Raw genomic sequence first — 18,645 nt, forward strand, 5'->3', positions numbered from 1 at the left:
CAATGAGATGAGCATGATGCTTCCAAATTCGGGCGGTATCGGAGGACTTGCCGGGTCAACCTGACGGAGCACCGGCTTATCTCGACGGCCTTAGTGCGTCCTTTTGGTTGTATTTGAAACGGAATAATACACGACAGAGGGCATAAGCGGTCCCATAAATGCTCCCTCGGAAATCGTGAGTGTTTTCAGTGGACTGGCGGGATGTTGCCCAATTCCCGCGCTATAGGAGGAAGAGCCGCCCCCGGGCAGCGTCTTCGGACTGCCCCAGAAGCGGCAGGGTGCTCCAACCCTTGCGAACGAAAGTCCCCAACGCGCACCATACAGGACCCGGGCATGGCCCCCCCCCTGGGGTAGGGCGTCCTTGTTTTCGCACCATTGAGGAACTGACCGGGCGTTAACCACGCCACGCGGCCAAATAACAACAAAAACAACAAGCTCCGAAGTAGGTTTGAAAGGCTCTCTTTGCAAACCCCCTGGGGGTCCGTTTTAGATTTCAGCGGGGTCACGCGGCGGCCAGGTTGCGAAGCACGATCTGAAGCTGTGAGGTCTGCCATTCACCACCACGGGGGGCGGGCCAGCCCCGTGCATTCAAGGCTTTGGCCAAGCCCCGTGCGCTGGTTATGCCGCTGGCTTGTAGCTCCCTGATGATAGGGGCCAGGTCCCGGGCGCGCTGCAAGGCCTTGGCCCGGCGCTTCTCTAGGGCGATCACACGGCCTTGGGCGCTGACGGAGGCAAGGTGGCCACGGTCGCCCCCCAGGACCACGCCACGGGCCTTGGCGGCGGCAAGAGCTTCCTTGGTGCGGGCGCTGATCATCTCCCGCTCAGCTTCAGCCACCACAGCCATGATACCGACCGTGAGGCGGTTGGCGTTGGGCATGTCAGCGGCCACGAAGTCCACACCAGCGTCCCTCAGGGACAGCAGGAACGCCGCGTTGCGGGATAGTCGGTCCAGCTTGGCAATGACCAGGGTGGCACTGTGCAGGCGACACGCGGCTAAAGCGGCCTGAAGCTGGGGGCGAGTGTTCACCTTGCCTGATTCAATCTCGGTGAACTCAGCCACCAGGCCCCCACAGGTCCCTTTGAGATAACCCAAGACCGCCGCCTGCTGCGCTTCAAGGCCCAAGCCGCTTTGGCCTTGCCTCTTAGTGGATACGCGGTAGTACGCAACGATCTTGGCTGCGGCCATGACGACCCCCAGTTACGTTTTGAACGACTGACCTTGTTAGGAACGTAACTGGCCTAGGGACGTGCGTGGTGAGTCATCTAGGAATCCCTATGATTCCCAAAGTGCATGGCTGCAAAGGCGCGCGGTTCAGCAGGGTGTTGCGGATTCTACCGCCTATAGGGGGAGGACCCGCAGGCCTCACCTTCTTCTCTCTATTTTTTGCCGCCACATCAAAATTGGGGCCCCTCACGGCCCCCGCATATACCCCGAAATAGTACCGAAACGGGACTATTTGGCCACACTTGGAATGGAGAAAAACACCCATGAAATCGGAAAAACTCACCCGGGAATACGTTCCGCAGACGCTGAAGCGCCTCACGTTGCGGCTGGACGCGGACACCAAGGCCAAATGGGAACGCCTCAGGGGCACCCTGGGGACCAAGCGGGGCCGCCCCATGGCCGGAACGAAGGCATTCAAGGAAGTCGTTAACCACCTAGACACCCAGATACATGGGAGCATGACGCATGTCGGCTGAAAACATCAAAAAAGCCAAGCCGAAGACCACGATGATCCGTGAGGCTACCACAGGTGATTTCCCTGAAATGGTCGCAGGCGCTGAACGATTCAACTGCGCTGCGGGTACGGGAATTGATATAGACCCCGCAAGTCTACTTCGTAGCTTCCACCATCTTCTGGAAAGCCCAGACGGCATCCTGCTGGTCCTGGTATCTGACGTGGGCCACGTCGTGGGTGGTGCAGGCGCTATCCTTTATCCGCATCCTTTCAATGCTCACCATCGGATGGCCCAGGAAGCGTTCGTATGGATTGACCCCGCGTATCGTGGACAAGGTGTTGCTCTGTTCCGCACCCTGGAGGCTGCCGCGAAGGCTCAAGGCGCCAAACATGTGATCATGGGGGCTACTGCTGCGCTTCGGCCCGATGCTGTGGGGTTGCTCTTCAAGCGGATGGGGTATCGACCAATGGGGACAAATTACAGCAAGCAAGTTGGGCCGCGAGCGGACACGAGGAATGTGACGGATGCTGGCTGATTTCACGACTCAGGTCAGCCCGCATGAAACCCTAGAGAAGGTCGCACAAGCCCGGACTAAATGAGAAGGAAGGTTAGTCAGTAGCGTATGAGTATTGAGCAAGAAAGGTTGGCGGCCATCCCCTGGGCTCGTCAGGGAAACAGAAGAGCCAGGGATAGCGAGGTTAACCATGCCCTAGAATTGACGAACAATGGCGCCTATGGGCTCCTTAACATCTATCTTGACCAATTCGATCAACAGATTCGCTTTGATAAGGATATCACAGTTGATGGCGTGACCTGGGATGCACAGGCCGTCGTTGACGATGGCTTTGTGGGCCACGTTATGACCACCATGCGGACCAATGGTTGGGACAGGGTACGAGATAGCGTCATCTGGAACGTGGTCCGCAGCCAAGCCCTGAGGAACCGCAGAAATCCCTTCAGGGAGTGGTTGACTGGCCTGACCTGGGATGGCGTGCCTCGACTAGACTCATGGCTGCCCAGGTGGGCCGGAGCGGCGGACACGGCGTATGTGCGTGCCGTAGGGGCCAAATGGCTGTGTGCCGCCGTGGGACGGGTCATGGAACCCGGCCTGAAGTTTGACAGCGTGCTTGTGCTTCACGGGCGCAAGGGAGGTGGCAAAAGCAGTGTGCTACGGGCCCTAGGCGGCGCTCACTTTGCCGAAGTACGGCACCTGGGCCTGAAGGGATCGCGGGGCAACCATCCGATGATCGGCAAATGGCTTGGGGAAGTCCCCGAGATTGACCGTTTAATCAGCGGTGATGGGGACGCTGCCGAGTTCAAGTCGTGGATCAGCTTGCGGGCGGATCGCGTTCTCAAGCCTTACGCCAGGGTTCACGAGGATATCCCTAGGGCGTGGGTACTGGCCGGGACGACTAATGAAGTCGGCTGGATCAGGGACACTCAGAACGAGCGGCGTTGGTGGGTCGTCACAGTCGGGGACACGCTGGACGTTCAAGGGCTGGCGAAAGTCCGTGAGCAATTGCTGGCGGAAGCCGTGACGCGCTGGCCAACTGAACCCCTGTACATGGAAACTGAGGAACTTCGGCGGGCCTTGAAGGAAGCCCTTGAAAGTTTCGCAGCGGAGAACCCGCTAGAGGTCAAGGTGGGCCGCTGGGTGGCCGAAGAAACCGCCCCGGCATTGCGATTAGGTGGGCTCAGCGGGATCGCCCTGAACGTCGATGACCTACCCGACTGTGACGTGACGAACCCAAGGCGCCGTGGGGAAATTCGGGCGGCACTGACGGCCCTGGGGATGACCTCAAAGCGTCCTCGCGTAAACGGCAGGCGTGCCCCCGAGGTCTGGGGATGGATCAGCCAGGAGGCCGCACAGGCTTGTGTCGCGGCCTACGGGCAGGACTACGAAAGCGAGTTTTAGGCGGTAAAGGAATTTTTGTTGTCCGGGAACCCTGTCCACCCTGTCCGGGGGCGGGAACCCGCAGAAACCCTTGAGAAATGGCGCAGGGTTCACGGGCGCGAGCCCTGACCACCCCTGTCCACACACTGTCCAACTGAACGCCTTCCCTGGGGAAACCTGGGGGAGGCGTTTCGCATTTATGAGGAACACCATGGAACAAGATTACAGCGTTGTTGCCGGTCGGCGTCGCCTGGTCGGCGGCGTGACAATCACTGAAACACCCTATGGCGGTCGGGTTTATCGGTCCAAGCATGAAGCCGCCACCGCCGCCGCGCTGGTCGAAGCGGGCCTTTCAGATGTCCGCTATGAAGCCGAACGCCTCCCGTATGCGGTGGGCGTGTATGTGCCGGACTTCACCCTAGGCGATGGCCTAACTATCGTGGAAGCCAAGGGGTGGCTTAGCGATGATGCGCAACGCAAGCTAATCATGGTCCGCGATGCTCACCCTGAGCGGCACATCGTTCTTTGCCTGCAAAACCCACACAATCGGCTGAAGAAGGGCCGCAAACTGACGGGGGCGCAGTGGGCCAAGCGTGAAGGCTTCGACTGGGCAACCGTTGATGCGCTGGCGGATCACCTGCGGGCTATCGGCGTGGAGGACGACTGGAACCCGGACTATCACCCCTACGTGGCCGCCAGGAATATGGACCTGGCGGCGGCAGCAGAGCGCATGCGGGCAGCGGCGGAGGGGGGCAATGAGCCAAACTGCGCTTGAATTTTACAGGAAATCTATGGAGAAGAATCTAACCAAGCTACTAGCCAAGGACGACCGGGCCATGTCGCCAACCGCAGTGGGGGCACTTGTTGCCGCCCTCAGGGGGCTACTGCCACCCGATAGCAGCCTTGTGACTGCCTAAGACGTAAGGAAATTGGTGCGCCCCCGCTGGGAATTTGACGGGACATCCGCCAGGACATGGCCACCATAAGCCATTGATATTCAATGGTATATGGCCGCCGAAAATCCATCCCGCCGGGGACACCATTAATCCCAGCCTCCCGCAGAACCCCCAAGTTATTGACCCACCGGCGCCCCCGGCCCTGGTCCCTCTGGGACTTTGCTGGGAATTTTCGGGCGCATGACCGAGGTCGCTTGACGTTTGACCATCGCCATCTAATTGACCGTCGACGCTGAAAGCCCAAAAGGAACTTCGCGGCATGGCAACGGACGGGGCGCGGGGTGCGCTGGTGGGGATGATCATGGCCTGGGTCGCGAGCCTGGCCACGGGCGGTGCAGCGGCGGCGGACGGGTACGACAGCTACACCAACTCACGCTTCGATTACACGATCTGTTATCCCCGCGCCTTCACACCTCAGCGGGAGGCGGACAATGGCGACGGCCGGGCGTTCAAGGCTGCCGGGGGCGCGGAACTGCTGGCTTTCGGCGCATACAACGTCAGGAGCGTGACAGCCCGGCAAGGACTGGACGAGGCGGTGGCCGATCTTAAAAAGGATGGTTTCGACGTCCGCTACACCGCACTGAAACAGACCTGGTTCGTCGTATCCGGCGCCGGTACCGTGGGCAAGGATGCGGATCGCATCGTCTATCAGCGTACACTGTTCAAGGGCGACACGGTCGTCACCGCGCGACTGACCTACCCCGCCCCCCAGGCGGCCGCCTACGCCCCGTTCATCAAGGAACTAGGCCGGTGCCTGCGCTGGTGGGGCGGCTAACTGCTCAAGGGATGCAGCCCATGACGCCCCGGAAGGTCGCTGAGAAGGCGTGGACCTATATCCTGTATGAAACCGGCACCGGCCATGTGCTGTCGGTGCTGTGCGGCGGCATCGGCATATATGAACTGAACATTCCGCTGACGACGGCAGAGGCGGCGCGGGCCCTAGCCGACAGCGCCTACCTGGACGGTCTGGCGGCGGAGATTCGGATGCATCCACAGCAATTCGCGGCACGATCCGTGACGCTGTGAGCGGCCTTTCCAACAGGACAGGGGATACAAGGGCTGATCAAGAAGCTTTCAGTGGCAGCGTACCGACAGTTCAATGGGCTTCTTCTCGGTGACCACGCAGCGGTCGACCTTATCCTTCAGTTCCACATCGGTGACGGTACCGCTGGCGTATGTGCAGCGGATAGTCACCATCCGCCCGGCTTTGTAGACTTCACCCACCGTGAAAGTGTCCTGCCCCGCCCCTTCATCATCTGGAGCCAGGTTGAACATGTCCTCCGGCTTGCCGTCGAACACATTGATGTATTGAACGGAATCGCCGGCGCGAACCGGGCACATGCTGGGTACGGTCGCCAGAATCAATGCTGCAAGTACAAGGCCAGTCATGCCACCGCCACCTACTGACACCTGAGCATTTCACCCATCGGGGTATTCTCAGAGAACAAGCATTTACTGATCTTTTCCTTCAATTCGACATCGACGGAAAAGGCGCTGGCATAGTTGCATCTTACGGTCACGAAGCGGCCGTCTTGATAGATGCCTGAAACAGTATACGTATTCCGTCCAGTCCTGTCGTCATCAGGCGCCAGGAACATTTCTTCCTCTGGCTTACCATTGAATATGTAGATGTTTTTGACAGGATCGCCAGGACGGGCTGGGCAAATTTCCTGCGGCGCCGCGAAGGCCACTTCTTTACAAGCGCCGCAGAGAAGCAGAGTTAGTGACGCTCTGATCAATGGACCGCATGAGCAGTGAAACATTAGCGGCACTGAACTGTCACCTCTCCGGACTTCCCTCTTGAGGCCGTGCACTGTTTAACCGGATCTTTCAGCTCCACATCCGCGCTCGCGCCACTTTCGTACTTGCACCGGATGGTGGCCACTCGACCATCTTTGTGGATATAGTCCAGCGTGAACTTGTCCTCCTTTGGATTTTTGCCGGTTTCATCGTCGGGGGCGAGATTTACCAAATCCTCGGGTTTTCCATTGTACACGCTGACGTATTTAACGGGATCACTACCGCGAACGGGACATACGCTTGGCGTTGTCGCCAATGCCGAACCCGATGACATCAAGCTGACAAGTAATGGAAGTAGGAATCGTCGAGCCATATCAGTGCTCGACGATAAAGAATTTATTGCCGGCGTTTGAGACGCCTCGCCCTTTCCATAAAATAAGCCGAAGCGAAACCGCTTGAGGGGCAGCGCCGGTGATCCATTGATCATATACATAAATTCCATCACCGGTTTGATGGTCGTAAATAGCGGCACGTCCATAATAATGGCCATTCGAATCGAATGTCGCTATCACGGTTCCCGCAACAATATTCTTGTTTCCCTTTACGGGGTCACCCCGTCTCCACAATCCCGTGCTTACCGGAAGGGAGGGGCATACCTGCGTCACGTAGGAAACGCATTGCCCACAATAGTCCGGTTGTGTCGGGTATCGTCAGGAGGTGGGGTTCATAGGGCCCTAGCGCCGATATGCGGGAACAGACCCATTTCCCTATGGGCGCCTTGGGATTGGCGGTGTAGCCGATGGCCACGAACGGCATGAGGCATCGCTCCGAAATCCGAACCTGCGATAGGAGGATCGGTCAAAATTCCGGCGCGGCAATGGCCTCGGGGAAAAAAATCGGGCTGCCGTCGACGGGCGGGCGTTTCCACCCGCCCCTTCCCCGCTCACTTCAGATTGTCGATCGCCACCCCCGGCAGGGTGTCCGCCGGCGTGAAGCCGAAGATGCGGCCGTAGAAGTACAGTTCCGCCTCCTGCGCGCGGATGATGCTGTCGGCCTTGCGGAAGCCGTGCTGCTCGCCCTCGAACTCGATATAGGCGACAGGCACGCCCTTGGCCTTCAGCGCGTTGACGATGCTGCGCGACTGGGCGGGAGGAACCACCGCGTCCTCCGCCCCCTGGAAGGTGATGAGCGGGGCGGAGAAGCCGTCCAGGTGCCGCAAGGGGCTGCGGGCGTCATAGACGGCCTTGCCCGCCGGATAGGGGGCCACCAGGCTGTCCAGGTAGCGGCTTTCGAACTTGTGGGTGTCCTTGGCCAGGGCCTCCATGTCCGACACGCCGTAGTAATTGGCGCCAGCCTTGAACACATGCGTGAAGGCCAGGGCCGCCAGGGTGGTGTAGCCGCCGGCACTGCCGCCCCGGATGGCGGCGCGGTTGGCATCCGCCAGGCCGGCCTTGTCCAGATAGGCCACCACCGCGGTGGCGTCCTGCACGTCGGTGATGCCCCAGTTGCCGCGCAGACGGTTGCGATAGGCGCGGCCATAGCCGGTGCTGCCGCCATAGTTCACGTCCACCACGGCGAAGCCCCGGCTGGTCCAATACTGGATGCTCATGTCCAGGGAGGGTTTGGCCGCGCTGGTGGGGCCGCCATGAACCTTGACCAGCAGGGGTGGCTTCTCCCCCGCCGGGGCCCGGAAGGCGGGGTTGGTGGGGGCGTAGTAGAAGGCGTGGGCCATACGCGCCTGGCCGTCCGGGCCGGGCGCGGTGGGGAACACGACGGGCCGGGCGCGGGACACCAGGCCGGCATCCAAGTTTTCCGGCGCCGGGCGGCGCAGCACCGTGGGGGCACCGGTGGCCAGGTCGACCGTCACCACCGCCGGGGTGGCGTCGGCGAAGCTGGCGATCATCACCGCCTGGCCGGGACCAGCCAGGCGCACGCCGGTGATGCCGACGACGGGCAGGTCCAGGTCGCGCGCCGTCCCCGTCTTCAGGTCGATCACCGCCAGCCGGTCAAGGCCCTGGCTGCTGTAGCGCGCCACCGCCTGGCCTTGCCCCGTCAGGGCATAGGTCGTGAGACCCAGGTTCCACAGGGGGCCACCGAACTCTGCCGCTCGCGCCGAGACGGCACGCGTGGCGCCATCCCGCCAAGCGTAGAGGTTCCACCAATCGCTGCGGTCGGAGATGAAGTAGAGGGTGCCGTCGGCATCCCACTGCGGCTCCAGCACCGATTCCTCATGCCCGCCGGCCACCACCGTGGGGCTGCCCAGGCCCTGGGGCGTGATGTCGGCCACGTACAGCGTGGTGGTGTCCCACGGCATGTTGGGGTGGGACCAGGCGATCCACGCCAGCCGCTTGCGATCCGGGCTGAGGCGGGGGTAGGCCACGAAATCGCTGGCGCCGAACAGCACGGTGCCGGCATCGCCCGGCTGGTCCACTGCCAGCGAGACGATCGCGTTTTTCGCTTCCCCGGGGGCGGTGTGATCCTCGCGCACGCAATAAAGGTGGCCGGGCGCGCCGGCCACGCAGTCGGCATAGCGGTAGCCCTCCGGCGTCAGCGGCTGCGCCGCGCCGCCAGCCTCGGGCAGGGTGTACAGGCGTTGGTCGGCGAAGTTGCTGAAGTATAGGCGACCGCCAACGGCCAGCAGGGCGCCGCCGCCATATTCGTGGACGCGGGTGCGGGCGTTGACCGCCGGTCCCGTCAGCTCGCGTATGCCGCCGGCGCCATTGGGCGTCACCACAGCGTAGCGTCCCTTCTCGGCCGGACGGCTTTCCAGCCAATAGGGCACGCCGCCGTCCACCGTCAGGTCACCCAGGCGCACCTCGCTGCCGGCCAGCATCTGGGCGGTGATGGGCGAGGCCCAGGTGCCATGGGCGGCGGTCTTCTTCTCAGCGGCGGTCGCGTTCGTCATCACAAGCCCCATCAGCAACGCCGCCATCGCGGCCCGTTTCAACCCCATCGCCCGTCCCTCGTCCCACTGTTCGCCCCCGCGTTGGTGGGCAGTGTGCCCCAAGCGCGGTGGGCGCGCCAACGCCGATGCGGGGGGCCCATGCGGGCGGGCCGCTTGACGAGGGGGCGCCCAAGGTCGATCTAAACCCGTGTTTCCATTGTTCCACGCACCGCCAGGGAGAGGCCCCATGGGCATCGCCGTTCGCCAGCTCGCCCCGCGCAAGGCCCCCATCCGCACCCCGGATGGCTTGGTCGAGGCCGGCCTGGCCGAGCCCGCCGCCCTGCCCGTGCTGGAACAGGTGGCGGCCAGCTTCGCCGTGTCGGTCACCGACCAGATGGCCGGCCTGATAGACCCCACCGACCCGAACGACCCCGTGGCCCGCCAGTTCATCCCGGCGGGGGAGGAGCTGGAGACCACCCCCGGCGAACTGGCCGACCCCATCGGCGACGGGCCGCACAGCCCGGTGAAGGGCATCGTCCACCGCTACCACGACCGCGTGCTGCTGAAGGCCGCCAACGTCTGCCCGGTCTACTGCCGCTTCTGCTTCCGGCGGGAGATGGTGGGCCCGGGCAGCGAGACCCTGGACGGGGCGGAGCTGGACGCCGCCCTCGCCTATATCGCCGAACACGAGGAGGTGTGGGAAGTCATCCTGACCGGGGGCGACCCCCTGGTCCTGTCCCCCCGCCGCCTGGCCGAGATCGTCACCCGCCTGGACGCCATCCCCCATGTCGGCATCGTCCGTTTCCACACCCGCGTGCCGGTGGTGGACCCCGACCGCGTGACGCCGGAACTGGTGGCGGCCCTGAAGGGCAAGCGCATCGCCAGCTGGTTGATGCTGCACGCCAACCATTGGCGCGAGCTGAACGACGCCGCGCGCGGCGCCATCGCCCGCCTGGTCGACGCCGGCATCCCGCTGCTGTCGCAGACCGTGCTGCTGAAGGGCGTCAACGACGACGCCGACACCCTGACCCGCACCTTCCGCGCCCTGGTCCAGGCGCGGGTGAAGCCGCATTACCTGCACCAGGGGGATTTGGCCAAGGGCACGGCCCATTTCCGCACGACGATCCAGCGTGGCCGCGCCCTGATGCGTGAGTTGCGCGGCGATGTCTCCGGCCTGTGCCAGCCCACCTATGTGCTGGACATCCCCGGCGGCCACGGCAAGGTGCCCCTGACCGCCGACTACCTGGCCCCCGACGGCGAAGGCGGCTGGACCGTCACCGACCCGCGCGGCGGCCGGCACGCTTATAGCGAAGAGTAGTTTTAAAACTCCCTCAGCGCCGGGCGCGGCCATCCGGCCGGCAGGCTTGTCCTCCCTTTTCAGTCCGCTGATGCTCCCCGAAAAGGTCCGGCGGCCGCAGTCGCGGCCTACAGCGGCATGATCAAGATGCCGCCGGTGGGATCAGCCCCCTTCGGGCGGCAGGGGGCGGGTGCGTTCGGGCAGCACCATCTGCACCGCCGTGCCGAAGCGGCGCACGGCGTGGAAGGCGCGGGAGTGGAAGTGGCGGCGGACCAGCACCACGATCACCAGGGCGGTGGAGGCCATGAAGGCCAGGGGGTGGACGAACCAGCCCAGCGCCGCGAAGCCGAAGTAATAGGCCCGCACCCCGGCGTTGAAGCTCTGCACCGCCAGGGAAAGGAGGGTCGCCGCCGCGTCCGCCGCCTCTTCCACATCCACGCTGGGCGGATGGTTGGTGGCGTCGGGCATGGCGCCGATCAGGGCGCAGGTATAGTTGTACTGCCGCACCGCCCAGGTGAACTGGAAGAAGGCGTAGACCAGCACGCCCAGCAGCAGGAACAGCTTCACCTCCACCAGGGCGCCCGACGCGGTGCTGGCAACGTGCATCTTGTCCACCAGGGCGGCCAGCCGGTCGGCATTCACCAGGGCGCTGAGGTCGCCGGCGATCAGCAGCACGGTGGTGGAGGCGAAGAAGGACACGCTCTGGATCAGGTGGCCCAGCAATTGGCCGTCCAGCAGGCGGGTGTCGCGCGCCTGCATGTTGCGCATCCACACCTCGCGCACCGTGCGCATGTGCAGGTTCAGGCTGGCCGGCGCCCCCGGCAGGCGGAAGATGACGTTATAGCCGCCCCACAACACGAAGAAGGTGGTGAGGGCCAGAAGGTCCAGCGGCGCCAGGTCAAAGGGCATGGGCGGGGCTGCGATCGGAGAGGGATGGAAGGCCCCGCATCATGCCTTGAGCCCGCCCGCCAGGCGAGCGGAAGCTTGAGGCCCTCGCGCCGTCAGGCCGCGGGCGGCGCGTCGGCCTGGCACTCCGGCGCGGCATCGGCGAAGGCCGGCAGGGCCAGACAGGCCTGGTCGATGGCCACCAGGGTGGGGCAGGTGGACAGGTCGGCGTTGAAGCGCCGGGCGTTGAACATCTGCGGCACCAGGGTCAGGTCCGCCAGACCGGGCGCGTCGCCGACGCAGAAGCGCCCCACATGGGGCCTCACCATCGCCTCCACCGCCGCCAGGCCGGCTTCCATCCAGTGGCGCACCCAGCGGCCGGCCCGTTCCTCATCAACGCCCATTTCACCCTTCAGGTATTTCTGGACGCGCAGATTGTTGAGGGGGTGGATGTCACAGGCGATGGCCAGCGCGACGGCACGGGCACGGGCCCGGGCGATGGGGTCGGCCGGCAGCAGGGCGGGGGTGGGGTACACCTCGTCCAGATACTCCACGATGGCCAGCGATTGGGTCAGCAGGTGATGGCCGGTCGCGTCATCCACCGCGAGGGTGGGCAGCTGGCCCTGCGGGTTCAGGGCCAGGTAGTCGGGCTTCAACTGCTCCCCGCCATCGCGCAGCAGGTGCACCGGCACCTGCTCGGCCGTCAGACCCTTCAGGTTCAGGGCGATGCGCACGCGATAGGCGGCGGAGGAGCGGAAATAGGTGTACAGCGCGAGCGAGGCCATGAGGCGGTCCTTGTGGAAGATCGCCCGTCAGGGCACCGGGACGGGAACGGGCTCGGGCGCCACCGGCTGGGGCTGGTATTCGGCCACCGTCTGCTCGATGGCGCCGAAAATGCTGGCGCCGGCGGCGTCCCGCATCTCGAGGCGCACGCTGTCGCCGAAGCGCAGGAAGGGCGTCCGGGGTTGGCCCTGCAGCAGGGTTTCCACCGTGCGCACCTCCGCCAGGCAGGAATAGCCGACACCGCCCTGGGCGATGGGCAGGCCCGGCCCGCCGTCCGGCCCCCTGTTGGACACGGTGCCGGACCCGATGATGGTGCCGGCGACCAGCGGCCGCGTGCGCGCAGCATGCGCGATCAACTGGCCGAAATCGAAGGTCATGTCGACTCCGGCGTTGGGCCGGCCGAAGGGGTGGCCGTTGATAAAGGACAGCAGGTCCAGGTGCAGCTTGCCCTCACGCCAGGCGTCGCCCAGCGCGTCCGGCGTCACCGCCACGGGGGCGAAGGCGCTGGACGGCTTGGACTGGAAGAAGCCGAAGCCCTTGGCCAGTTCCCCCGGGATCAGGCCGCGCAGGGACACGTCGTTGACCAGCATGACCAGGCGGATCAGGCCGCGCGCCTCCGCCGCCGACACGCCCATGGGCACGTCGCCGGTGATGACCGCCACCTCCCCCTCCAGGTCGATGCCCCAGGCCTCGTTGGCCATGAGGATGGGATCGCGGGGGCCGAGGAAGCTGTCGGATCCGCCCTGGTACATCAGCGGGTCGGTCCAGAAGCTGGGCGGCATGTCGGCGCCGCGCGCCTTGCGCACCAGTTCCACATGGTTGACGTAGGCCGAGCCGTCCGCCCACTGGTAGGCGCGGGGCAGCGGCGCCATGCAGACGGCCTCGTCGAACGCCTCGAACGGGGCAATGCCCTCATCCAGTTCGGCGGCCACCTCCGCCAGGCGGGGGGCCACCTGGGCCCAGTCGTCCAGCGCCTGCTGCAGCGTGGCGGCGATGCCCGGCACCGCGCGGCAACGCGCCAGGTCGGCCGATACGACGACCAGGATGCCGTCACGGCCCACCTTGGCCTGCAAGGCGCCATCCAATGTCCGGTCCAGCGATTTCAGGGTAGCCAACTTCATGGGGGCCCTTCTTCAGTCGTCTTCACGGCCGCCGCGACCTTGAGGCGGAGCCCGGCGGGCCAGCAGGGTCGGCAGGAAAAACGGCGCCCTCAAGGCGGCCGACACATCCACGAGGGATGGCGGCGCCTTGAGACCACGAAAGAACGGGGCTGTTTCCTCCCAACCCGTCTTCCATCCCCGGGGCGGCGCCCGTTAAGGCAACCCCAATGACGGGATGGACAGCGGTCGGTTTTATCGTTTCAAATGAAACGTTATAATTACAGTAGGCTGGGTTGGCTTGCCCTGTCAAGCGGCCCCCTGCCGCAGGCGCCACCGCCACCGTCTTGTTACAGGCCTCTTGTTGCAGGCCCCCTTGGTCATAGGCCCCCCATGCCCCCCGATTTGCGTCTGAACCGCTTCCTGCCCTATCGCCTGAACATCCTGTCGAAGAAGGTCAGCCTGGCGCTGGCCACACGCTATCAGGAACGCTTCGGCCTCAGTATTCCGGAGTGGCGGGTGTTCGCCACCCTGGGCCAGGAACAGCCGCTGTCGTCCAACGACATCGTGGAGCGGACGGCCATGGACAAGGCCAAGGTCAGCCGGGCGGTGAACCGGCTGGTGGCCGCCGGGCTGCTGGACCGCCAGCCCCACCCCCATGACCAGCGCCTGTTGCGCCTGTCGTTCAGCCGCAAGGGGCGCGACCTGTACGCCCAGGTGGCGCCGGAGGCCCTGGCCTGGGAAGCGCAGCTGCTGTCCGTGCTGACCGACGCCGAACGCGCCCAGCTGTGGGCGCTGATCGAACGGCTGGAACAACGGGTGGCCGAGGAGATTCCCGCGTCCACGCCGCTGTCGGATTCTTTGGATTAATTCCTCAGGCGCCGGCAGGCCCATCCGGGCCTTTGGCTCATCCTCAGCTTCCAGTCCGCTGCGCTCCCCGGAAGCTTCCGGCGGCCATCTATTTACATAACAAAAGGTCGCAGCCTACAGCGGCACGAGGCCAAACCTCCTGCCGCTGCTTGGCGCGTCAAGGCGACGGTGGCGGGACAAGGGCCACCGTCGCGCTTCACTCACACGCTGACCGACCCGGCGAAGGGCAGGTCGCGGATGCGCTTGCCGGTCAGGGCGGCGATGGCGTTGGCCACCGCCGGCCCCAGGGGCGGCACGCCCGGTTCGCCCACCCCGGTGGGCGGGTTGGCGCTGGGGACGATGTGCACCTCCACCTTGGGCATCTCATCGATGCGCAGGCAGCGGTAGCTGTCGAAGTTGGACTGGTCGACCACGCCGTCGGTCATGGTGATGGCGCCGAACATGACAGCGCCCAGGCCGAAGCCGATGCCGCCCTCCATCTGCGCCTTGACCACGTCCGGCGTGACGGCGATGCCGCAATCGACGGCGCAGACCACACGCTCCACCTTGATGCGGCCCTTGTCGTCCTGCGACACCTCGGCCACATGGGCGACGACGGAACGGAAGCTTTCCGCCACCGCCACGCCCCGCGCCCAGCCCTTGGGCAGGGGCTTGTCCCAGCCGGCCTTTTCCACCGCCAGGTTCAGCACCGCCAGGTGGCGCGGGTGCTTTTCCATCAGCGTGCGGCGGAAGGCCACGGGGTCCTGCTTGGCCTCAGCCGCCAGTTCGTCGATGAAGGTTTCCACGGCGAAGGCGGTATGGGTGGACCCCACCGACCGCCACCACAGCACCGGCACGGGCGAGGTGGTGGTGTGCAGGTCCACCAGGCGGTTGGGGATGGTGTAGGGGATTTCCGCCGCGCCCTCGACCGAGGTCGCATCGGGCTTGCCCGGCTGGTCGAACGGGCCGCCGGCCATGATGCTCTGCCCGACGATGCGGTGGCGCCAGGCCAGCACGCCGCCGTCCGCGCCCAGCTTGGCCTCCATGCCATGGACGTACAGCGGGCGGTAGCGCCCGCCACGGACGTCATCCTCCCGCGACCAGATCAGCTTCACCGGCCGTCCAGCCAGCTTGCCGCCCTGCACCTTGGCATCCGCCAGCGCCTTGGCGATGGACACACCCTCGACGATGTAGTCCGACTCGACATTGGCGCGGCGGCCGAAGCTGCCGCCGGCATAGACGGTGTGGATGGTCACCTGTTCCGGCTTCAGACCAGCGGTCTTGGCGGCGTTGCCCTGGTCGATGGTCTGGAACTGGTCGCCCGCCCAGATCTCACAGGCATCCTTGTCCAGCTTGACCACGCAGGTCAGCGGTTCCATGGGCGCGTGGGCCAGATAGGGGAAGGTGAATTCCGCCTTCACGGTCTTGGCCCCCTTCACGGCGTCGACATCGCCCTCCTTGGTCACCAACTGGCCGGGCTTGGGCAGCAGGGCCTTGTAGTCGGCGATGATGGCGTCGGTGCCGCGCTTCTCGGCCTTGGACTCGTCCCAGGTGACTTTCAGCGCCTCCCGCCCCTGATGGGCCGCCCAGTAGGAGGTGGCCAGCACGGCCACGCCGCGCGGAATCTCCACCACCTCGACCACGCCCTTCACCGCCTTCGCCGCCTTGGCATCGATGGTCTGGGCCGTGGCGCCGAAGCGGGGCGGACGCTGCACCACCGCCACCAGCATGCCCGGCTGGACGACGTCGATGGCGAAGGTGGCCTTGCCGGTCGTCTTCTCCGCGCTGTCCTTGCGCGGCAGCTTGGTGCCCACCAGGGTGAAAGACTTGGGGTCCTTCAGCGGCACGTCCGCGGGCACGGGCAGGGTCGCGGCCGTCGCGGCCAGATCACCAAAGGTGGCCTTGTGCGTGCCGGAGGACACCACGCCCTTGGACACGGTGATGGCGGAGGCCGGCACGCCCCAGGTCTGGGCGGCGGCGGCCACCAGCAGAGCGCGGGCCGTGGCGCCGGCCTGGCGCAGCTGGGTCCAGGAATTATAGACGGAGGTGGACCCGCCCGTCCCCTGGATGGGACCGAAGGCGGTGTTGTTGTACAGCTTGGCGTTGGCGGGGGCGTGTTCCGCCCGCATCTGCGCCCAGTCGGCGTCGATCTCCTCCGCCACGATGGCGGTCAGGCCGGTGAAGACGCCCTGCCCCATCTCCAAATGCTTGATCAGCACGGTGACGGTGTTGTCCGGCGCCACCTTGACAAAGGCGTTGGGCTCGAAAGCCTTGGCGGCCACCGCGGCGGCCTCGGCCCGGCGGCTGGTACCGGTCCAGGTGAAGCCCACCATCAGGCCGACGCCGGCCCCGCCGGTGACCTGCAGGAAACGGCGGCGGGAGGCGCCTTCGGGGCTTTGGGTCATGTGTCCATCGGGCATGATCAGATCTCCAGCGCCTTGGCCGCTTCGTGGATGGCGGCGCGGATGCGGACATAGGTGGAGCAGCGGCAGAGGTTGCCGCTCATGGCGCTGTCGATGTCCTGGTCGGTGGGCTTGGCGTTATCGGTCAGCAGGGCGACGGCCGACATGATCTGGCCCGACTGGCAATAGCCGCACTGGACGACGTCCAGCTTGACCCAGGCGTCCTGCACCGCCCTGGCCACCTTGCCCTCGATGCCCTCGATCGTGGTCACCTTGGACCCGGCGATGGAGCCGATGGGGGTGGAGCAGGCGCGCACGGGCTGGCCGTCGACATGCATGGTGCAGGCGCCGCACTGCGCGGCGCCGCAGCCGAACTTGGACCCCGTCTTGCCCGCGATCTCCCGCACCGCCCAGAGGAGCGGCATGTCGGGATCGGCATCGACCGACCAGGGCTTTCCGTTGAGGGTGAGTTTGATGGGTGGCATGGCTTCCAATCCTGGGGGCTGGTCGTGCGGTTTCCCGTTCCACCCGCGCCCCCTGACGGCCATCCGGCGGGAAGCATGGGCCCAGGCCAAAGCCCACCCGATGCGGCGGATGGCGAAGGCGGCCCCTGATCAGGGATGCGAGGATGCGGGATGGCGGGCAACCCCACGCCCGCCGAAGTCATCGCTTTACCATGATCGTGTAGAAATGGCCAACTCGGCCAAATGGTGGTCTTGCGAAATCGCCCGATTATTCCCATGTGACAGCCGGTCCGGACGCCCCTGTCGCGGCCTTTACTTTGCTGGACCCGCTATTTCCATTCAGATATAGCGTTCATTCCATCAATCCAAACAGTTGACCTTATTGTTGTCATCGCGCGGAAACATCGTCCGCCGAGCCCTCGGCACTAGGCGCGCGCCCGGCCCTTTTGTATCCTGCGGCCGACGGCGACGACGCCTTGGACGCCAAACGGCGAGGGGGACTAAGCCGTTGAGGGGCAAGGCGACCCTCTCCGCACGGGACTCGGGGCAATGGTATGGGGCGGGGCATGGGGCGAGCCGGAATAGCGCAGGCCACACGATATGGAGCGCGGCACGCACTGCGGCGGCGTGGCGCGCGCGCGGCGGTGTCACTGCTGCTGGGCCTGGCGCTGACGATGGCCGCCGCGCTGGCGCCCCCGGCGCGGGCGGCGGCCAAGGCCCCCGTCGCGGGCGGCACGCTGGAGCAGGTGCGCCAGCGCGGCGCCCTGCGCTGTGGCGTCAACACCGGGCTTCCGGGGTTCGGCGCGCCGGACAGCAACGGGGAATGGTCGGGACTGGACGTGGATGTCTGCCGCGCCGTCGCCGCCGCCGTGCTGGGGGACGCGCACAAGGTGCATTTCATCCCCCTGGGCAGCCGCCAGCGTTTCAGCAGCCTGGCGGCCGGTGAGATCGACCTGCTGTCGCGCAACACCACCTGGACGCTGAGCCGCGATGTGCAGGGCATGGAATTCGCCCCGCCCGTCTATTACGACGGCCAGGCCTTCATGGTGCGCCGGTCCTTCCATGCCCGCAGCGTGCGCGAACTGGATGGCGCCACCATCTGCGTGCAGCAGGGCACCACCACCGAGGTGAACCTGGCCGATTATTTCCAGTCCACGGGCATGAAGTACACCCCCCTGGCCATCGAGGACCTGGGGGAGTTGGTGGCCGCCTTTTTCGCCGGCCGTTGCGACGCCTACACCACCGACGCGTCGGCGCTGGCCGCCACCCGCGCCGCCCAGACGACCAGCGCCGACGATTACCTGATCCTGCCCGAGCTGATCTCGAAGGAGCCGCTGGCGCCCGCCGTGCGCAAGGGGGACGAACAGTGGTTCGATATCGTGAAGTGGACCATCTATGCCCTGATCGAGGCGGAGGAGCGCGGGATCACCAAGGCCAACGTGCAGGACAACCTGGCCTCGGCCGCACCGGGCGTGCAACGTTTGCTGGGCGTGCGTACCGGGGCCGGCCTGGGCAAATCGCTGGGCCTGGACGACCAGTGGGCGGTGCGCATCATCGCCCAGGTGGGCAATTACGGCGAAGTGTTCGAGCGTAATGTGGGCCGCAATTCCGTGCTGCGCCTGAACCGGGGGCTGAACGCCCTGTGGAACCAGGGCGGCCTGATGTACGCCATGCCCATACGGTGATCGAAAGACACAACAATTCCGGTAGGGAC

General features: G+C 65.3%; 20 protein-coding genes. 9 read left to right on the plus strand and 11 right to left on the minus strand.

The window, feature by feature from the left end:
* Positions 1 to 502: 502 nt before the first annotated feature.
* Entirely contained in the window at positions 503 to 1,186 is a 684-nt protein-coding gene (locus FBZ90_RS14300; protein WP_145733105.1) for a recombinase family protein, read from the minus strand.
* A 302-nt stretch (positions 1,187 to 1,488) separates the two neighbouring features.
* On the opposite strand from FBZ90_RS14300, the gene FBZ90_RS14305 reads away from it, so the two are divergent.
* The 6 genes from FBZ90_RS14305 to FBZ90_RS14330 all read left to right on the plus strand — a co-directional run bounded on the left by FBZ90_RS14305 (position 1,489) and on the right by FBZ90_RS14330 (position 5,556).
* Positions 1,489 to 1,701 (plus strand): hypothetical protein, encoded by a 213-nt coding sequence (locus FBZ90_RS14305; RefSeq protein WP_145733108.1) that lies wholly within the window; start codon positions 1,489 to 1,491, stop codon positions 1,699 to 1,701.
* Positions 1,691 to 2,215 carry a GNAT family N-acetyltransferase gene (locus FBZ90_RS14310; RefSeq protein ID WP_145733110.1) on the plus strand — a complete coding sequence of 175 codons (525 nt, stop codon included), beginning with the start codon at positions 1,691 to 1,693 and terminating at the stop codon, positions 2,213 to 2,215. Before FBZ90_RS14305 ends, FBZ90_RS14310 begins: the two co-directional genes overlap by 11 nt.
* Positions 2,216 to 2,302: 87 nt before the next feature.
* On the plus strand, positions 2,303 to 3,595 hold the full coding sequence (locus tag FBZ90_RS14315; RefSeq protein WP_145733112.1) for a VapE domain-containing protein: 1,293 nt from the start codon (positions 2,303 to 2,305) through the stop codon (positions 3,593 to 3,595).
* 190 nt (positions 3,596 to 3,785) lie between these two features.
* On the plus strand, positions 3,786 to 4,349 hold the full coding sequence (locus FBZ90_RS14320; protein ID WP_186455806.1) for a PDDEXK family nuclease: 564 nt from the start codon (positions 3,786 to 3,788) through the stop codon (positions 4,347 to 4,349).
* 440 nt (positions 4,350 to 4,789) lie between these two features.
* Complete coding sequence (locus tag FBZ90_RS14325; RefSeq protein WP_145733116.1) at positions 4,790 to 5,305, plus strand: hypothetical protein; 516 nt, start codon at positions 4,790 to 4,792, stop codon at positions 5,303 to 5,305.
* Positions 5,306 to 5,325: 20 nt separating this feature from the next.
* Positions 5,326 to 5,556 (plus strand): hypothetical protein, encoded by a 231-nt coding sequence (locus FBZ90_RS14330; protein ID WP_145733118.1) that lies wholly within the window; start codon positions 5,326 to 5,328, stop codon positions 5,554 to 5,556.
* 48 nt (positions 5,557 to 5,604) lie between these two features.
* On the opposite strand, the gene FBZ90_RS14335 is transcribed toward FBZ90_RS14330, so the two are convergent.
* From FBZ90_RS14335 to FBZ90_RS14345, 5 genes are all read right to left on the minus strand, one after another.
* Positions 5,605 to 5,919: an STY0301 family protein gene (locus FBZ90_RS14335; protein WP_145733120.1), complete on the minus strand. Its 315-nt coding sequence runs from the start codon at positions 5,917 to 5,919 to the stop codon at positions 5,605 to 5,607.
* 11 nt (positions 5,920 to 5,930) lie between these two features.
* Complete coding sequence (locus FBZ90_RS28805) at positions 5,931 to 6,293, minus strand: STY0301 family protein (protein WP_420872603.1); 363 nt, start codon at positions 6,291 to 6,293, stop codon at positions 5,931 to 5,933.
* Entirely contained in the window at positions 6,293 to 6,763 is a 471-nt protein-coding gene (locus tag FBZ90_RS28385) for an STY0301 family protein (protein WP_420872600.1), read from the minus strand. Before FBZ90_RS28385 ends, FBZ90_RS28805 begins: the two co-directional genes overlap by 1 nt.
* On the minus strand, positions 6,645 to 6,935 hold the full coding sequence (locus FBZ90_RS28810; RefSeq protein ID WP_145733122.1) for a BPSL0067 family protein: 291 nt from the start codon (positions 6,933 to 6,935) through the stop codon (positions 6,645 to 6,647). The genes FBZ90_RS28385 and FBZ90_RS28810 overlap by 119 nt, the downstream gene beginning before the upstream one ends.
* Before the next feature lie 278 nt (positions 6,936 to 7,213).
* Complete coding sequence (locus FBZ90_RS14345) at positions 7,214 to 9,175, minus strand: S9 family peptidase (RefSeq protein ID WP_145733124.1); 1,962 nt, start codon at positions 9,173 to 9,175, stop codon at positions 7,214 to 7,216.
* A 226-nt stretch (positions 9,176 to 9,401) separates the two neighbouring features.
* Between FBZ90_RS14345 and FBZ90_RS14350 the strand changes: the two genes are divergently transcribed.
* Positions 9,402 to 10,472: a lysine-2,3-aminomutase-like protein gene (locus tag FBZ90_RS14350; RefSeq protein ID WP_145733126.1), complete on the plus strand. Its 1,071-nt coding sequence runs from the start codon at positions 9,402 to 9,404 to the stop codon at positions 10,470 to 10,472.
* 141 nt (positions 10,473 to 10,613) lie between these two features.
* On the opposite strand, the gene FBZ90_RS14355 is transcribed toward FBZ90_RS14350, so the two are convergent.
* The 3 genes from FBZ90_RS14355 to FBZ90_RS14365 form a co-directional block, all read right to left on the minus strand.
* On the minus strand, positions 10,614 to 11,360 hold the full coding sequence (locus tag FBZ90_RS14355) for a DUF599 domain-containing protein (RefSeq protein WP_145733128.1): 747 nt from the start codon (positions 11,358 to 11,360) through the stop codon (positions 10,614 to 10,616).
* Between the two features lie 92 nt (positions 11,361 to 11,452).
* Positions 11,453 to 12,121, minus strand: coding sequence for a maleylacetoacetate isomerase (maiA, locus tag FBZ90_RS14360; protein WP_145733130.1), 669 nt, complete (start codon positions 12,119 to 12,121; stop codon positions 11,453 to 11,455).
* Between the two features lie 27 nt (positions 12,122 to 12,148).
* Entirely contained in the window at positions 12,149 to 13,240 is a 1,092-nt protein-coding gene (locus tag FBZ90_RS14365) for a fumarylacetoacetate hydrolase family protein (protein ID WP_246130408.1), read from the minus strand.
* A 369-nt stretch (positions 13,241 to 13,609) separates the two neighbouring features.
* Between FBZ90_RS14365 and FBZ90_RS14370 the strand changes: the two genes are divergently transcribed.
* Positions 13,610 to 14,086 carry a MarR family winged helix-turn-helix transcriptional regulator gene (locus tag FBZ90_RS14370; RefSeq protein ID WP_145733132.1) on the plus strand — a complete coding sequence of 159 codons (477 nt, stop codon included), beginning with the start codon at positions 13,610 to 13,612 and terminating at the stop codon, positions 14,084 to 14,086.
* Between the two features lie 200 nt (positions 14,087 to 14,286).
* Here the strand turns inward: FBZ90_RS14370 and FBZ90_RS14375 are convergent, their stop codons facing one another.
* Both FBZ90_RS14375 and FBZ90_RS14380 read right to left on the minus strand, forming a co-directional pair.
* The gene (locus FBZ90_RS14375) at positions 14,287 to 16,485 is read right to left on the minus strand and encodes a xanthine dehydrogenase family protein molybdopterin-binding subunit (protein ID WP_145733134.1); all 2,199 of its coding nucleotides are present in this window, start codon (positions 16,483 to 16,485) and stop codon (positions 14,287 to 14,289) included.
* Positions 16,486 to 16,487: 2 nt separating this feature from the next.
* A complete protein-coding gene (locus FBZ90_RS14380; protein ID WP_145733136.1) occupies positions 16,488 to 16,952 on the minus strand; it encodes a (2Fe-2S)-binding protein in 465 nt (154 codons plus the stop codon).
* 653 nt (positions 16,953 to 17,605) lie between these two features.
* Between FBZ90_RS14380 and FBZ90_RS14385 the strand changes: the two genes are divergently transcribed.
* Entirely contained in the window at positions 17,606 to 18,616 is a 1,011-nt protein-coding gene (locus FBZ90_RS14385) for an amino acid ABC transporter substrate-binding protein (protein WP_145733245.1), read from the plus strand.
* Positions 18,617 to 18,645 lie beyond the last annotated feature (29 nt).

The organism is Nitrospirillum pindoramense (genome assembly GCF_007827955.1).
GTDB classification, from domain to species: Bacteria; Pseudomonadota; Alphaproteobacteria; order Azospirillales; family Azospirillaceae; genus Nitrospirillum; species Nitrospirillum amazonense_B.

Excerpts from the sequence above, each read along its gene's own strand:
- FBZ90_RS14325 (WP_145733116.1), top strand. The coding sequence starts at position 4,790 with ATGGCAACGGACGGGGCGCGGGGTGCGCTGGTGGGGATGATCATGGCC.
- FBZ90_RS14310 (WP_145733110.1), top strand. The coding sequence starts at position 1,691 with ATGTCGGCTGAAAACATCAAAAAAGCCAAGCCGAAGACCACGATGATC.
- FBZ90_RS14350 (WP_145733126.1), top strand. The coding sequence starts at position 9,402 with ATGGGCATCGCCGTTCGCCAGCTCGCCCCGCGCAAGGCCCCCATCCGC.
- FBZ90_RS28385 (WP_420872600.1), bottom strand. The coding sequence starts at position 6,763 with ATGTATATGATCAATGGATCACCGGCGCTGCCCCTCAAGCGGTTTCGC.
- FBZ90_RS14315 (WP_145733112.1), top strand. The coding sequence starts at position 2,303 with ATGAGTATTGAGCAAGAAAGGTTGGCGGCCATCCCCTGGGCTCGTCAG.
- FBZ90_RS14380 (WP_145733136.1), bottom strand. The coding sequence starts at position 16,952 with ATGCCACCCATCAAACTCACCCTCAACGGAAAGCCCTGGTCGGTCGAT.
- FBZ90_RS14375 (WP_145733134.1), bottom strand. The coding sequence starts at position 16,485 with ATGCCCGATGGACACATGACCCAAAGCCCCGAAGGCGCCTCCCGCCGC.
- FBZ90_RS14320 (WP_186455806.1), top strand. The coding sequence starts at position 3,786 with ATGGAACAAGATTACAGCGTTGTTGCCGGTCGGCGTCGCCTGGTCGGC.
- FBZ90_RS14305 (WP_145733108.1), top strand. The coding sequence starts at position 1,489 with ATGAAATCGGAAAAACTCACCCGGGAATACGTTCCGCAGACGCTGAAG.
- maiA (WP_145733130.1), bottom strand. The coding sequence starts at position 12,121 with ATGGCCTCGCTCGCGCTGTACACCTATTTCCGCTCCTCCGCCGCCTAT.
- FBZ90_RS14370 (WP_145733132.1), top strand. The coding sequence starts at position 13,610 with ATGCCCCCCGATTTGCGTCTGAACCGCTTCCTGCCCTATCGCCTGAAC.
- FBZ90_RS14345 (WP_145733124.1), bottom strand. The coding sequence starts at position 9,175 with ATGACGAACGCGACCGCCGCTGAGAAGAAGACCGCCGCCCATGGCACC.
- FBZ90_RS14330 (WP_145733118.1), top strand. The coding sequence starts at position 5,326 with ATGACGCCCCGGAAGGTCGCTGAGAAGGCGTGGACCTATATCCTGTAT.
- FBZ90_RS14355 (WP_145733128.1), bottom strand. The coding sequence starts at position 11,360 with ATGCCCTTTGACCTGGCGCCGCTGGACCTTCTGGCCCTCACCACCTTC.
- FBZ90_RS14365 (WP_246130408.1), bottom strand. The coding sequence starts at position 13,240 with ATGAAGTTGGCTACCCTGAAATCGCTGGACCGGACATTGGATGGCGCC.
- FBZ90_RS14385 (WP_145733245.1), top strand. The coding sequence starts at position 17,606 with ATGGCCGCCGCGCTGGCGCCCCCGGCGCGGGCGGCGGCCAAGGCCCCC.
- FBZ90_RS28805 (WP_420872603.1), bottom strand. The coding sequence starts at position 6,293 with ATGTTTCACTGCTCATGCGGTCCATTGATCAGAGCGTCACTAACTCTG.
- FBZ90_RS14300 (WP_145733105.1), bottom strand. The coding sequence starts at position 1,186 with ATGGCCGCAGCCAAGATCGTTGCGTACTACCGCGTATCCACTAAGAGG.
- FBZ90_RS14335 (WP_145733120.1), bottom strand. The coding sequence starts at position 5,919 with ATGACTGGCCTTGTACTTGCAGCATTGATTCTGGCGACCGTACCCAGC.